1 pseudogene (running past one end of the window) is annotated in these 16277 nt (G+C 74.9%); it reads right to left on the bottom strand.

Going from position 1 to position 16277, the window contains the following annotated elements:
• Positions 1-16277: pseudogene (locus LDL48_RS41390) on the bottom strand (SDR family NAD(P)-dependent oxidoreductase) (its annotated part extends 11491 nt beyond the left edge of the window); the annotation flags it as partial.

The raw sequence follows: 16277 nt of genomic DNA, 5'->3' as shown, positions 1-16277 counted from the left end.
GGACGCACGCCGAGTTCGGCGAGCAGGTGGTACAGCGCCACCTCCACGGCGAACAGGGCCGGCTGCGCGTACTCCGTACGGTCGAGCAGGTTCTGATCCTCGCCCCAGACCACCTCGCGCAGCGGACGGTCGAGGTGGGTGTCGAGCGCGGCCACCGCGTCGTCGAACGCCGCGGCGAACGCGGGGTACGCCGCGTGCAACTGCCGGCCCATGCCGACCCGCTGCGCGCCCTGACCGGTGAACAGCAGGGCCGGGCGGCGCGGCTCGGCCGGGCCGTCCGTGGTCGCGGCGCCGGAGGCGAGGGCGTCCAGCGCGGCGTGCAGTGCGGCGCGGTCGCCGTGCACGACGGCCCGGTGCTCGTGCCGGGCCCGGCCCGCCGCGAGCAGATGCGCGGCCGGGGCGAGTTCGTCGTCGGTCAGCGAGGCGAGGCGGTCGCGCAGGGCGGCGGCCTGGGCCCGCAGACCCGCGGGGGTACGCGCGGACAGCACCCACGGCGCGTCGGACCGGGCGCCGGTGGGGGCCGCGACGGGCGCCGCCTCGCCGGCCTCCTCGAGGATCACGTGGGCGTTGGTGCCGCTGATCCCGAACGACGAGACGCCGGCCCGCCGGATCCGTTCCCCGGCCCGCCATTCCACCGGTTCGGTGAGCACCGCGACGGCCGAGCCGGCCCAATCGACGTGCGCGCTCGGCCGGTCGGCGTGCAGGGTCCGGGGCAGCCGCTGGTGCCGCAGCGCCATGACCATCTTGATGATGCCGGCGACGCCGGCCGCCGCCTGGGAGTGCCCGATGTTCGACTTGACGGAACCGAGCCGCAACGGCCGGTCGGCCGCCCGGTCCGCACCGTACGTGGCGATCAGAGCCTGGGCCTCGATCGGGTCGCCCAGGGCGGTGCCGGTGCCGTGTGCCTCCACCGCGTCCACGTCGGCCGGGCCCAGTCGCGCGTCGGCCAGCGCCTGCCGGATGACGCGCTGCTGCGACGGGCCGTTCGGGGCGGTCAGCCCGTTGGAGGCGCCGTCCTGGTTGACCGCGGTGCCGCGGACCACGGCGAGCACCCGGTGGCCGTGCCGCCGGGCGTCGGAGAGCCGCTCGACGAGCAGCATGCCCGCGCCCTCGCCCCAGCCGGTGCCGCCGGCGTCGTCGGCGAACGCCCGGCAGCGGCCGTCCGGCGACAGCGCGCGCTGTCGGCTGAACTCGACGAACGAGCGCGGGGTGGCCATCACCATCGCGCCGCCGACCAGGGCCATCGTGCACTCCCCGGCGCGCAGCGCACGGACCGCGAGGTGCAGCGCCACCAGCGACGACGAGCACGCGGTGTCGATGGTCAGCGCCGGGCCCTCCAGCCCGAACGTGTAGGCGAGCCGGCCGGAGAACACGCTGGGCGCGTTGCCGGTGGCCACGTACCCCTCGTGCGCGCCGCCGGCCAGCAACGTCGAGTAGTCCTGCCCGTTCATCCCGACGTAGACGCCGGTGCTGCTGCCCCGGACGGTGGTGGGGTCGATGCCGGCCCGTTCGAAGGTCTCCCACGCGGTCTCCAGCAGCAGCCGCTGCTGCGGGTCCATGGCGAGGGCCTCGCGCGGGCCGATGCCGAAGAACTGCGGGTCGAATCCGGCTACGTCAGACAGGAAGCCGCCGTGCCGGGTGTAGCTGGTGCCCGGGTGGTCCGGGTCGGCGTCGTACAGCGCGCCGAGGTCCCAGCCACGGTCGGCGGGGAACTCGGTGATCGCCTCCACGCCCGCGTCGACGAGCCGCCACAGCTCCTCGGGCGAACCGACGCCGCCCGGAAAGCGGCACGCCATGCCGACGATGGCGATCGGCTCGTCGAGGCCGGCCGTCACCGGGGCCGCGGCCACGGGGGCCGGCGCGGCGCCGCCGGACAACTGCTCGGCGAGGTGCGCGGCGAGCGCCGTCACGTGTGGATGGTCGAACGTGACGGTCGCGCTGAGCCGCAGGCCGGTCGCCCCGGTGAGCCGGTTGCGCAGCTCGATCGCGGTCATCGAGTCGAAGCCGAGTTCGGTGAACGGTTCGGTGGCGCCGATCCGGGCCGGGCTGCTCTGCCCGAGCACGGCGGCGACGTGGTCGCGGACCAGGTCGGCCAGGGCCTGTTCCCGCCGGGCCACGTCGAGGGCGGCCAGCCCGGGCAGCAGACGGGCACCGCCCTGCGGGACGCGCCGGGCCCGGACCAGGCCGCTGAGCAGCGCCGGCACCGGCCCGGCGGAGACCGCGGCCAGGTCCAGCCGCAGGCCGACCGGATCCGGGGCGCCACTCGCACAGGCCAGGTCGAACAGGGCCAGCCCTTCGTCGGCGCTGATCGGCAGCGCACCGGAGCGTCGCATCCGGTCCAGGTCGCGGTCGGCGAGGCCACCGGCCATGCCGCCGGTCTGCCAGGCGCCCCAGGCGATCGAGACGGCGGGCAGTCCGTCCGCGTGGCGCCGCCGGGCCAGCGCGTCGAGGTAGGCGTTGGCCGCCGCGTAGTTCGCCTGCCCGGCCGCGCCGAAGACGTGCGCCGCGGAGGAGAACATGACGAACGCGGTGAGGCCGAGACCGCGGGTCAGCTCGTGCAGGTGCCACGCCGCGTCGGCCTTGGGCCGCAGCACGGCGGTGATCTGCTCGGGGGTGAGCGACAGCAGCAGGGCGTCGTCGAGCACCCCGGCCGCGTGCACCACGCCGGTCAACGGGTGTTCCGGGTCGATGCCGGCCAGCAGGCGCGCCAGGTCGTCCCGGTCGGCCACGTCGCAGGCCACGTCGTGGACGGTGACGCCGTGTGCGGCCAGGCGGGCGGCGGTGGCCGGGGCGCCGTGGCGAGCGGCGAGCACCAGGCGCCGGACGCCGTGCGCGGTGACCAGGTGCTCGGCGACGACCGCGCCGAGCGCGCCGGAGGCGCCGGTGACCAGCACCGTGCCGTCCGGGCCGAACGTGGCGCCGGGCCGCTCACCGGTGGCCGGGGTGAGCCGGGCCAGCCGGGGCACGGTGAGCACGTCCGCGCGGACCCGGACCAGCGGTTCGCCGGTGGCGTGGACGGCGGCGGCGAGGTCGTCGTCGAGCGGCCGGTCGGTGTCGACGACGACGATCAGGCCGGGATGCTCGGTCTGCGCCGAGCGGGCCAGGCCGCGGACGGCGTCGCCGCCCGGGCCGGGCGGCGTCGCCAGGATGACTCCGGGCGGGCCGGCCGCGACGGCGTCGCGCAGGACGTCGAATCCGGCCAGCACGGCGGCGCGGACGGTCTCCGGGTCGGTGAGATCCGTGCCGGGCAGCGTCACGACCGGCGGCACCGGGGTCGCCACCGGGTCGGCGGCCGGCCGGGCGGGCACCCAGGTGACGTGGAACAGCGCGTCCGCGGCCGGGTCGTACGGCCGCACCGTCAGCGCGCCGATCCGGCCGACCGGGCCGCCCGCGCCGTCGGCGAGGTCGAGGCGGAGGACGTCGTCGCCGACGCGACCGAGCCGGACCCGTAGCGCCGCGGCCCCGGGCCGGACGATCGACACCCCGGTGAACGCGAACGGCAGCCGCACCCGGTTGCCGGGCAGCAGGCCGGTGACGCCGAGCGCGTGCATGGTGGCGTCCAGGAGAGCCGGATGCGCCTCGAAGCCGGTCGCCGTCCCGCCCTCGGGCAGCCCCAGGTCGAGGAAGATGTCGTCGCCGCGGCGCCACACGCCGTGGAGCCGCTGGAAGGCGGGACCGTAGCGGAGGCCGAGCGTGGCGAGCTGCTGGTAGAGACCGTCGATGTCGACCGTCTCGGCGCCGGCCGGTGGCCACTCCCGCAGGTCCTCCAGCGGTACGGCGTCCGCGTCCCCGATGCCGACCGTGCCGCTCGCGTGCAGCGTCCAGCCGGACCGGTCCCCCGCCGGCCGGGAATGGACGGTCAGCGGGCGGCGCCCGGCATCGTCCGGTTCCCCGGCCCGGACCTGGATCCGCACGGCACCACCGGCGGGCAGGGTGAGCGGCGCCAGCAGGGTCAGTTCCGCCACGGTGTCGCAGCCGACCGCGTCCGCGGCGTGCAGGGCCAGGTCGAGCAGGGCGGTGCCGGGCAGCAGGACGGTGCCGCCGATCTCGTGGTCGGCAAGCCACGGGTGGGTGGCGAGCGACAGCCGGCCGGTGAGGAGCAGCCCGTCTCCGTCGGCGAGCGCAACGGCCGCGCCCAGCAGCGGGTGCGCCGAGCTGCTCAGCCCGGCCGTGGTCACGTCGGCGATCTGCCGGGTGTGCTCGGGCCAGTACCGCTGCCGCTGGAACCGGTACGTCGGCGCCTCCACCAGCCGCGCGCCGGTGCCGGCGAAGAACCCGGCCCAGTCGACGGTGCCACCCGCCGCCCAGTACCGGCAAAGCGCGCTGACCACATCGGTGTTGTCCCGCCGCGACACCGGGATCAGTACCGCGTCGTCGCGGATCTGCGCGACCGCCGGAATCAGCGCGGCATCGGGACCGATCTCAAGGAACGCAGTGACGTCAGCAGCGGCCACGTCGTCGGCGAACCGGACCGTGTCCCGCACGTGCCGCACCCAGTACTCCGGGTCCGACACATCCTTCACCAACGGAATCGACGGCTCATGGAACGTCAACGTCGCGACCACCGACCGGAACTCGTCGAGCATCGGATCCATCAACGAGGAATGGAACGCGTGCGAGACATCGAGACGGCGGGACTTGGCGAACTTCGCCGCCACCGCCTCCACCTTCTCCACCGGACCGGCAATAACTACCGACCGCGGCCCGTTCACCGCCGCGATGTCCACGTCCTCACCGGCCAACTCGGCCTCGGACGCCTGGACCGCGACCATCGCCCCACCGGCCGGCAGGGCCTGCATCAGACTGCCGCGGGCGGCGACCAGGCGGCAGGCGTCCTCCAGGCTCCAGACTCCGGCGCAGTGGGCGGCGGCGATCTCACCGATCGAGTGGCCGATCAGCACGTCGGCCTTGACCCCCCAGGATTCGAGGAGGCGGAACATGGCCACCTCGAACGCGAACAACGCCGCCTGCGTGTACCGGGTCTGGTCCAGCTGTTCGTCGACGTCCAGCAACGGCAGCTCGAACTGGGCGCAGATCTCGTTGAACGTGTCCGCAAACACCGGGTAGCTGTCGTACAGGTCGCGGCCCATGCCCGGCCACTGCGCGCCCTGACCGGTGAACAGCAGCGCCGTCTTCTGCTCAACCGCCCGCACCGGTGGCGCGAGATCACCATTGCCGATCGCGAAGCTCCGCACCGGTAGCGCGGTCCGACCGGTCGCCAGGGTGAATGCCACGTTCAGGTCGACGTGATCCGGCATCGCCAGGGCGGCTTCATCCCGCGCTGACAGCAGCACCGGAACGGCCGGCAGCTCCCGGACCGGCTCGGTGACCGGTTCCACCACCGGCGGTTCCTCGATGATGGTGTGCGCGTTGGTGCCACTGATCCCGAACGACGACACACCCGCCCGGCGCGGACGGTCGTGACGGTCCCACGACACCGCGGTGGTCAGCAGTTCCACCGCGCCGGACGCCCAGTCCACGTGCGACGACGGCGCATCCACATGCAGGGTGGCGGGCACCGTGTCGTGACGCAGCGCCATCACCATTTTGATGATGCCGGCGACGCCGGCTGCGGCCTGGGTGTGGCCGATGTTCGACTTCACCGACCCCAGCAGCAGCGGTGTCTCCCGCTCCTGACCGTAAGTGGCCAGCAGGGCCTGCGCCTCGATCGGGTCGCCCAACGACGTGCCGGTGCCGTGGCCTTCGACCACGTCCACGTCGGCCGGGTTGAGGCCGGCGTTGGCCAGTGCCTGGCGGATCACTCGTTGTTGTGAGGGGCCGTTCGGCGCGGTCAGACCGTTCGACGCGCCGTCCTGGTTGACGGCGCTGCCCCGCACCACGGCGAGAATGGGGTGCCCGTGACGCTGCGCATCCGACAATCGCTCGACCAGCAGCAGGCCCGCGCCCTCACCCCAGCCGACACCATCAGCGCTGTCGGAGAACGCCTTGCACCGGCCGTCGACCGACAGACCACGCTGGCGGGAGAACCCGACAAACGTCGCCGGGGTCGCCATGACGGTGACTCCACCGGCCAAGGCCAGGTCACACTCACCGGAACGCAGGGCCTGTACTGCCAGGTGCAGTGCCACCAGCGACGACGAACACGCCGTGTCGACCGTGACCGCAGGCCCTTCCAAACCGAAGGTGTAGGACAGTCGGCCCGACGCCACACTGCCCGTCGCACCCGAACCGACCGCGCCTTCCGCCTCCGTCGTCCCGGCGAGCAGGTCCGTGTAGTCGTGATACATCACGCCGGTGAAGACGCCGGTCGCGGAGCCACGCAACGCCGTGGTGTCGATGCCCGCGCGTTCGAACGTCTCCCACGCCGTCTCCAGCAACAACCGCTGCTGCGGATCGGTGCCGACCGCCTCGCGCTCGGACATGCCGAACAGTCGGGCGTCGAACGCGTCCGCGTCGTAGAGGAAACCACCGTGCCGGGTGTAGCTGGTGCCTGCCCGGTCCGGGTCGGGGTCGTAGACATCGGTCCAGCCCCGGTCGGCCGGGAACTCACCGACCGCGTCCACGCCGTCCCGGACCAGGTCCCACAGCTGTTCCGGCGACGAGACTCCACCCGGGAACCGGCAGGCCATCGACACGATGACCACCGGCTCGTCCTCGGTACGCACGGCGCGGGTGGCGTCCGGCTTCGGCTGCGGGCCATCGTCGAGGAGTCCGGCGAGCAGATCCGCGGCACGTTCCACGGTCGGGTGGTCGAAGACGAGGGTGGCGGGCAGGCGGAGCCCGGTCGCGGTCTGCAGGCGGTTGCGCAGGTCGATCGCGGTGAGCGAGTCGAAGCCCATCTCGGTGAAGGGTTGCACCGTGGCGACGGCGGCCGGCCCGGCGTGGCCGAGGACGGCGGCGACGTGCTCGCGAACCAGGTCGAGGAGCACGCGCCGGCGCTCCGGGGCGGCGAGCGCGGCCAGCCGGCGGCCCGGGCCCGAGGCCGCCGACGAGCGCCGGGTCCGCCCGCGTACCAGGTCACCCAGGAGCGGCGGCACCACGGCGGACGCGGCGAGGGCGACACGGTCCACCCGTACCGGGACGGCCAACGGTTCCCCGGCGGCGAGTGCGGCGTCGAACAGGGTGAGCCCTTCGGCGGTGGTGTGCCCGAGCAGCCCGGTGTGCCGCAGGTGGGTGGTGTCCAGGCCGGCGGCCATGCCGGCGTCCGACCAGACTCCCCAGGCGAGGGAGATGCCCGGCCGTCCGGCGGCCCGGCGACGGGCGACGACGGCGTCCGCGTACGCGTTGGCGGCGCCGTAGGCGGCCTGGCCCTCGTTGCCGAACACCCCGGCGGCCGAGGAGAACACGACGAACGCCGACACGTCCCCCAGCACCTGGTCCAGGACGTCGGCACCGCCGGCCTTGGGGGCCAGCACGGCGGCGAGCCGTTCCCCGGTCAGCGAGCCGACGAGCCCGTCGTCGAGGACGCCCGCGAGGTGCACGACCGCGGTGACGTCCCCGGCGAGGGCGGCCATCGCGGCACGGTCGTTGACGTCGGCCGCCACCGAGCGGGCCTCCGCCCCGAGTTCGGTGAGCCGACGGGCCAGTTCCGGGGCGCCCCGGCGGGACACCAGCAGAAGCCTGCTCGCCTGGTACGCGGTGACGAGGTGCTCCGCCACGACGCCGGCCAGCGCGCCGGACGCGCCGGTCACCAGCACCCAGCCGGCGCCGAGGTCGAGCGGGGTGGGTTCCGGCGCGGTCAGGCGGGCGAGGCGCGGGGCGAGCAGGCGCCCGTCGCGGAGAGCCAGTTGCGGCTCCCCGGTCGCCACGGCGGCGGCGATCTCGGCGTCCGACGCCGCGCTGCCGGTGTCCAGCAGCACGAAGCGGCCGGGCTGCTCCACCTGTGCCGAGCGCACCAGGCCCCAGACGGCGGCCGCCTCGGGATCGGGCGCGGTGCCGGTCGCGTCCACGGTGACGACCACCAGGGTGCCGGCGGCGGGCTGCTGGAGTGCGGTGAGCGCCTCGGCGGCGGTGCCGGGACGGACGACCGTGAAGGCCGCGCCCGCGTGGTCCGGGCCGGGCGCGGGGACGGGCCGCCAGTTGACCCGGAACAGGCCGTCGCGGACCACCGGCGCCGTACCCGCCGTCGGGCGCAGGGCCAGCTCGTCGACCGACAGCAACGGAGTGCCGTCGAGGTCGGTGACGGCGAGGGAGACGGCTCCGGCCCGGGCGGGGCTCAGCCGTACCCGTACGGTGTCGGCGCCGGTGGCGTACAGGCGCACGCCGGACCAGGAGAAGGGCAGTTGCGGGCCGGCCGTGCCCGGGTCGAGCGCCAGCGGGTGCAGGGCGGCGTCGAGCAGCGCCGGGTGCAGGCCGTACAGCTCGGGCCGGTGCCGCCCGGCGTCCGGGAGTTCGACCTCGGCGAGGTAGGTGCCGTCGGGTTCGCGCCACGCGCGCCGCAGGCCCTGGAAGGCGCCGCGGTAGGCCGGCCCCGCCGGGTCGAGGGTGTCGTAGAAGCCGGTGAGGTCGATCTCGGTGGCCTCGGCGGAGTGCCGGACGTCGAGCCGCGCGGTCGGCGCGGTGGCCGTGCCGAGGGCGCCTTCGGCGTGCAGCAGCCAGTCGTCGCCCACCGCGGAGTGGATCTGGACGCCGGACGGTCCGGCGGTGATCTGGAGGACGAGGGGTTCGGTGCCGGTGAGCACGACGGGTTCGCGGAGGATCAGTTCGTCGACGGAGTCGTGGCCGGTTCGGGCGGCGGCGTGCAGAGCGAGTTCGAGCAGCAACGTGCCGGGCAGGGTGACCGTGCCGCCGACCGCATGGCCGGCGAGCCACGGGTGGGTGGCGAGCGACAGCCTGCCGGTGAGCAGCAGCCCGTCCCGCCCGGCGAGGGTGATGGCGGCGCCGAGCAGCGGGTGGCCGGGGTCGGCCAACCCGGCGGCGGCCAGATCACCGACCTCGGCGACCGGCTCGGGCCAGTAGCGCTGGCGCTGGAACCGGTAGGTCGGCGCCTCGACCAGCTTGGCTCCGGTCCCGGCGAAGAACGCGGTCCAGTCGACGGTGCCGCCCGCCGCCCAGTACCGGCTCACCGCGGAGACCACATCGGTGTGGCCCCGGCGCGAGACGGGAATCACCAGGGCGTCGTCGCGGATCTGCATCACGGCGGGGGTGAGCGCCGCGTCCGGCCCGATCTCGAGGAACGCGGTAGCCTCCGCCGCCGCCACGTCGTCGGCGAACCGGACCGTGTCCCGGACGTGCCGCACCCAGTACTCCGGGTCCGACACATCCTTCACCAACGGGATCGACGGCTCGTGGAACGTCAACGTCGCGACCACCGCGCGGAACTCGTCGAGCATCGGGTCCATCAACGACGAGTGGAACGCGTGCGAGACATCCAGGCGGCGGGTCTTGGCGAACTTCGCCGCCACCGCCTCCACCTTCTCCACCGGTCCGGCGATCACCACCGACCGGGGACCGTTGATCGCGGCGATGTCGACGTCTTCGTCGGCGAGTTCGGCCTCGGACGCCTGGACCGCGATCATCGCGCCACCGGCCGGCAGGGCCTGCATCAGACTGCCCCGCGCCGCGACGAGACGGCAGGCGTCCTCAAGACTCCAGACTCCGGCACAGTAGGCCGCCGCGACCTCACCGATCGAGTGACCGATCAGCACATCCGGGTGGACGCCCCACGATTCGAGGAGGCGGAACATCGCCACCTCGAACGCGAACAACGCCGCCTGCGTGAACCGGGTCTGGTCCAGCTGCTCGTCGACGTCCAGCAGCGGCAACTCGAACTGCGCGCAGATCTCGTTGAACGCATCCGCGAACACCGGGAACGTGTCATAGAGGTCGCGGCCCATGCCCGGCCACTGCGCACCCTGACCGGTGAACAACAACGCCGTCGTCTGCTCGACCGCCCGGACCGGCGGCGCGAACCCGCCGCCACCGATCGCGAAGCTCCGCACCGGCAGCGCGGTCCGGCCGACGGCCAGCGTGAACGCCACATTCAGATCGACCTGATCCGGCAGTGCCAGGGCGGCTTCGTCCCGCGCCGACAGCAACACCGGAACGGCCGGCAGTTCCCGGACCGGCTCGGCGACCGGTTCCACCGCGGGCGGTTCCTCGATGACGACGTGGGCGTTGGTGCCGCTGATCCCGAAGCTGGAGACACCCGCCCGGCGCGGCCGATCTGCCCGGTCCCACGGCTCGGCGTCCCGGACCAGCCGGACCGCACCGGACTCCCAATCCACGTGCGACGACGGCGCATCCACGTGCAGCGTGGCGGGCACCGTGCCGTGACGCAACGCCATCACCATCTTGATGATGCCGGCGACGCCGGCCGCCGCCTGGGTGTGGCCGATGTTCGACTTCACCGACCCCAACCGCAGCGGCGTCTCCCGCTGCTGGCCATAGGTGGCGAGCAGGGCCTGCGCCTCGATCGGGTCACCCAGCGACGTACCCGTGCCGTGGCCCTCCACCACGTCCACGTCGGCCGGGCGCAGACCCGCGTTCGCCAGCGCCTGCCGGATCACCCGCTGCTGCGACGGGCCGTTCGGCGCCGTCAACCCGTTCGACGCACCGTCCTGGTTGACCGCGGTGCCCCGCACCACCGCCAGGATCGGGTGGCCGTGACGCCGGGCGTCGGAGAGCCGCTCGACGAGCACCAGGCCGGCGCCCTCGGCCCAGCCGGTGCCGTCGGCGCCGTCCGCGTACGAGCGGCACCGCCCGGCCGGCGACAGGCCGTGCTGGCGGGAGAAGCCGACGAACACGTCCGGCCGCGCCATGACGGTGACCCCGCCGGCCAGCGCCAGGTCACACTCCCCCGACCGCAGCGCCTGCGCGGCCAGGTGCAACGCCACCAGCGACGACGAACACGCCGTGTCCACCGTGACCGCCGGGCCCTCCAGCCCGAACGTGTACGACAGCCGGCCCGACGCGATGCTGGCGTGCTCGCCGGTGCCGACCGCACCGGCCGACTCCGGCGTGGAGCGCAGCAGGTCGGCGTAGTCGTGGTACATGATGCCGGTGAAGACGCCGGTCGCCGAGCCCTTCAGCGACGCGCTGTCGATGCCGGCCCGCTCGAACGCCTCCCACGCGGTCTCCAGCAGGAGCCGCTGCTGCGGATCGGTGTGCAGGGCCTCGCGCGGGGACATGCCGAACAGGGCGGGGTCGAAATTGGCCGCACCGTCGAGGAAGCCGCCGTGCCGGGTGTAGCTCTTGCCGGGCCGGTCCGGGTCCGGGTGGTAGATGCCGTCGACGTCCCAGCCGCGGTCCGGCGGGAACTCGCTGATCGCGTCGACCCGGTCGCGGACCAGGGCCCACAACTCGTCGGGGGTGGTGACCCCGCCCGGGTAGCGGCAGGCCATGGCCACGATCACGATCGGGTCGTCGCCGATGTCCGCCGCGCGGACCACCGGGGCGTCCGGGGCTGTCCCGCCGCCGAGCCGGTCGTCGAGGTGGCCGGCCAGGGCGGTGGCGGTCGGATAGTCGAAGACGAGCGTGGCGGGCAGCCGGAGCCCGACCGCGGCGCCGAGCCGGTCACGCAACTCGATCGCGGTCAACGAGTCGAGGCCGAGTTCGGTGAAGGTCTGCGCGGCGGCGACCACGGCCGGGTCCGGATAGCCCAGAACCACGGCGACCTTGTCGCGGACCAGGTCGGTGAGCAGCCGCAGCCGGTCCCCGCCGGCCAGCGCGGCGAGCCGGGCGGCCAGGCCGGGTTCGGCGCCACCGTCGGCCTCGGTGCGAGCCGGCCGGGGGCGGACCAGCGTGCGCAGCAACGGCGGCACGGCGTCCCGGGGCACCGCGGCGAGGTCGAGCAGGATGGGGACGAGCGCGGGAGCACCGGTGCCCAGCGCGTGGTCCAGCAGGGCGAGCCCGCGGGCGGCGTCGAAGCCACGGACGCCCGAGCGGCGCAGCCGCTTCACGCCGGCGCCGTCGAGGCCGGCGACCATGCCGGCGCCGATGTCCCACATTCCCCAGGCGAGGGAGACTCCGGGCAGTCCGGCGGCGTGGCGGCGGGCGACGACCGCGTCGGCGTACGCGTTGGCGGCCGCGTACCCGGCCTGACCGGCGTTGCCGAGGACTCCGGCGGCGGACGAGAACACGACGAACGCGGCGAGGTCGCGGTCGCGGGTGAGGTCGTCGAGGACCTGCGCGCCGCCGGCCTTGGGCGCGTGGACGGCGCGGATCCGGGCCGGGGTCTGCGCGGTGACCACGCCGTCGTCCACGACGCCGGCCAGGTGCACCACCGCGGACAGGTCGGGCACGCCGGCGAGGAGGGCGGTCATGGCGTCGCGGTCGGAGACGTCGGCCGTGGCGTCGCGTACGGTCACGCCGGCCGCGGTGAGCCGGTCCGCGAGGCCGGCGGCGCCGCGACGCGAGACGAGCAGCAGGGACCGGATTCCGTACGCGGAGACGAGGTGGTCGGCCACCACCGCCCCGAGCGCGCCGGACGCCCCGGTGAGCAGCACGGTGCCCGCGCCGAAGCTCGGGGTCACCGATGCGCCGGCCGGCATCCGGGTCAGGCGCGGGGCGTACAGGCCGCCGTCGCGCACGGCGAGCTGGGGTTCGCCGGTGGCCACCGCCGCCGGGACGTCGGCGTCGGCGGCGTCGTCGAGCAGCACGAAGCGGCCGGGGTGCTCGGCCTGAGCGGCGCGGACCAGGCCCCACACGGCGGCGGCGCCGGGGTCCGGGTCGGCGCCGGTCGCCGCGCGGGTGAGCACGACGAGCAGCGGCTGGTCCTCGTCGGCGAGCGCGCGCTGCACGGCACCGAGCGCGTCCTCGGCGCCGGCGGGCCGAGCGATGTCATGGGCGGGTACGCCGGCCGCCGCCGGGGCGGGCACCGGCACCCAGTCGACGCGGTACAGCGCCTCGGACACCCCGGCGGCGCGGATCAACCCGGTGTCGACGGTACGCAGGCTCAGCGCGCCGATGCGCCCGACCGGAACGCCGCGCCCGTCGGCGAGGTCGAGCCTGATCGTGTCCGGGGCGTCGGCGCGCAGCCGCAGCCGCAGCGGGCCGGCGCCGGCCACGTGCAGGTCGACGTCGGTGAAGACGAACGGGAGCCGGGGCCGGTCGTCGGCGAGCAGGCCGCCGGCGCGGATCGCGTGCAGCCCGGCGTCGAGCAGCGCGGGGTGCAGGCCGTAGTGACCGGCGTCGTCGCCGGGCAGGTCGGCCTCGGCACAGACCTCACCGCCGGGCCGGCGCCAGGCCCGGCGCAGGCCCTGGAAGGCGGGACCGAAGGTGGGGCCGTCGGGGTCCTGGCCGGTGTAGAGGCCGGTGAGGTCGATCGGGACGGCGTCGGCCGGCGGCCACGGCTCGCCGCTCCCGGCCGCCGGTTCGCCGGCGGCGCCGAGGACGCCTTCGGCGTGCAGGGTCCAGTCGTCGCCGGCCGCGGAGTGGATCTGGAGGCCGCGCCGGCCGTCGGTGCGGGCACCGACGGTCAGCTGCAGCACGAGGGCGTCGCCGTCCGGCACGACCACCGGCGCGGACAGGGTGAGTTCCTCGACGGCGTCGCAGCCGGCCTGCCGACCGGCGCTGAGCGCCAGCTCCAGCAGGGCGGTGCCGGGCAGCAGTACGGTGCCGGCCACGACGTGGTCGGCCAGCCAGGGATGGGTACGCGTGGAGACCCGGCCGGTGAGGACGAGGCCGTCCCCGCTGGCCAGGGTGACGGCGGCGCCGAGCATCGGGTGGCCGGGACTGAGCAGACCGGCGGCGGCCACGTCACCGGCCCCGACGGCCGGGCGGGGCCAGAAGCGCTGCCGCTGGAACGGGTACGTGGGCAGGTCGACCCGGACCGCGCCGCTGTCCCGGTGGTAGGCGGCCCAGTTCACCGGCCGTCCCGCGGCCCAGATCCGTCCGGCCGCCTCGGCGACCGTGCCGAGTCCCGGCTTACCCCGCTTCGCCGTGGGTACCAGCAGCGCGTCGCCGCGCATCTGCGCCACCGCGGGGATCAGTGCGGCGTCCGGTCCGAGTTCGACGAAGAGCCCGGCATCGGCCACCTCGGCGACGTCGTCGGCGAACCGGACGGTGTCGCGCACGTGCCGCACCCAGTACTCCGGGTCCGACACGTCCTTCACCAGCGGGATCGACGGCTCGTGGAACGTCAGCGCGGAAACGACCGTGCGGAACTCGTCCAGCATCGGGTCCATCAGCGACGAGTGGAACGCGTGCGACACCTCCAGCCGGCGGGTCCTGGCGAACGTCGCCGCCACCGCCTCGACCTTCTCCGCCGGCCCGGCGATGACCACCGACCGCGGACCGTTCACGGCGGCGATGTCCACGTCCGCGCCGGCCAGCTCCGCCTCGGACGCCTGGATCGCGACCATCGCGCCGCCGGCCGGTAGCGCCTGCATCAGACTGCCCCGCGCCGCGACGAGACGGCAGGCGTCCGCCAGACTCCAGACGCCGGCGCAGTAGGCCGCGGCGATCTCGCCGATCGAGTGCCCGATCAGCACGTCCGGACGCACGTCCCAGGAGTCGAGGAGCCGGAACATCGCCACCTCGAACGCGAACAGCGCCGCCTGGGTGAACTGCGTCCGGTCCAGCCGCTCGTCCCCGGCCTCGCCGAACATGACGTCCTTGAGCGGCAGGTCGAATCCGGCGCACACCTCGTCGAACGCCGCGGCGAAGACCGGCTGTCCCGCGTACAGCTCACGGCCCATGCCGGACCACTGCGCACCCTGACCGGTGAACAGGAAGACGGTCCGGCCGGTCGCCCGGGCCGCCGGGGTCACCGATTCCAGCGCACGCGCCAGCCCGGCCCGGTCGGCGGCGACGACGGCGGCCCGCGCGGGCAGCGCGGCGCGCGTGGTGGCGAGCGAGTACGCCAGGTCGGCCGGCTCGCCGTCCGGGTGCTCGGCCAGCCAGCCGCGGAGCCGCTCCGCCTGCGCGGCGAGTGCCGGCTCGTCGCGCCCGGCGAGCACGACCGGGACCGGTCCGGGCCGCCGCGCCGCCGGGGCCGGGACGTCCGCGGGCGGCGCCTCCTCCAGGATCACGTGGGCGTTGGTGCCGCTGATCCCGAACGACGACACGCCACCGCGGCGCGGTGCCGCACCGGGCGTCCACGGCAGGCTCTCGGTGAGCAGCTCCACGTGGCCCGCCGACCAGTCCACCCGCGAGGACGGCGCGTCCACGTGCAGCGTGCGCGGCAGGACGCCGTGCTGCATGGACAGCACGGTCTTGATGACGCCGGCCACGCCGGCGGCGGCCTGGGTGTGCCCGAGGTTCGACTTGACCGAGCCGAGGCGCAGCGGCCGGGCCGGGTCACGGTCGCGGCCGTACGCGGCGAGCAGCGCGTACGCCTCGATCGGGTCGCCGAGCGTGGTGCCGGTGCCGTGGGCCTCCACCGCGTCCACGTCGGCGGCGGCCAGCCCGGCGGAGTCCAGCGCCTGCCGGATGACGCGCTGCTGGGCGGGACCGTTCGGGGCGGTGAGCCCGTTGGAGGCGCCGTCCTGGTTGACCGCGGAGCCGCGGAGCACGGCCAGCACCGGGTGGCCGTTGCGGCGTGCGTCCGACAGCTTCTCCAGCAGCAGGACCCCGACGCCCTCGGAGAATCCGGTGCCGTCGGCGCCGTCGGCGAACGCCTTGCAGCGGCCGTCGCTCGCGAGCCCGCCCTGCTGCTGGAAGCCGAGGAAGATGTCCGGTCCGGACATGACCGTGACGCCGCCGGCCAGCGCGAGCGTGCACTCGCCCTGCCGCAGCGCCCGGGCGGCCAGGTGCATGGCGACGAGCGCCGAGGAACACGCGGTGTCGACCGTGACCGCGGGCCCCTCCAGGCCCAGCGCGTACGCGACCCGGCCCGAGATGACGCTGTTGGCGTTGCCGGTCATCAGGTGCCCGCCGTCGGACTCCGGGTCGGCGCGCAGCATGATCGGGTACGCGTCGTTGTGCGAGCCGGTGGAGGCGCCCAGGAACACCGCCGTGGAACTGCCCCGCAGCGCGAACGGGTCGATCCCGGCCCGCTCCACCGCCTCCCAGGAGACCTCGAGGGTGTGCCGCTGCTGCGGGTCCATGGCCGACGCCTCGCGCGGGCTGATGCCGAAGAGCCGGGCGTCGAAGCGGTCCACGTCGTCGAGGAAGCCGCCGCTCCACATCGGGCCGGTCTCGATCTCCCAGCCGCGGTCGCCGGGGATCGCGGTGATCGCGTCACCGCCGTCGTGCAGGAGCCGCCACAGGTCTTCCGGGGACGTGACCCCGCCGGGGAACCGGCACGCCATCGACACGATCGCGATGGGCTCGCGTGCCGCCGCCACCAGAGCACGGTTCTGCTCCCGTAGCCGTCCGCTGTCCTTCAGCGCCGTCCGCAGCGCCTCGGCAACGCGGTCGTCCGAGATACCCAT

It is taken from the genome of Jidongwangia harbinensis (assembly GCF_020216025.1).
GTDB lineage: Bacteria > Actinomycetota > Actinomycetes > Mycobacteriales > Micromonosporaceae > Actinoplanes > Actinoplanes harbinensis.
This window is presented reverse-complemented; position numbering and strand designations above follow the sequence as displayed.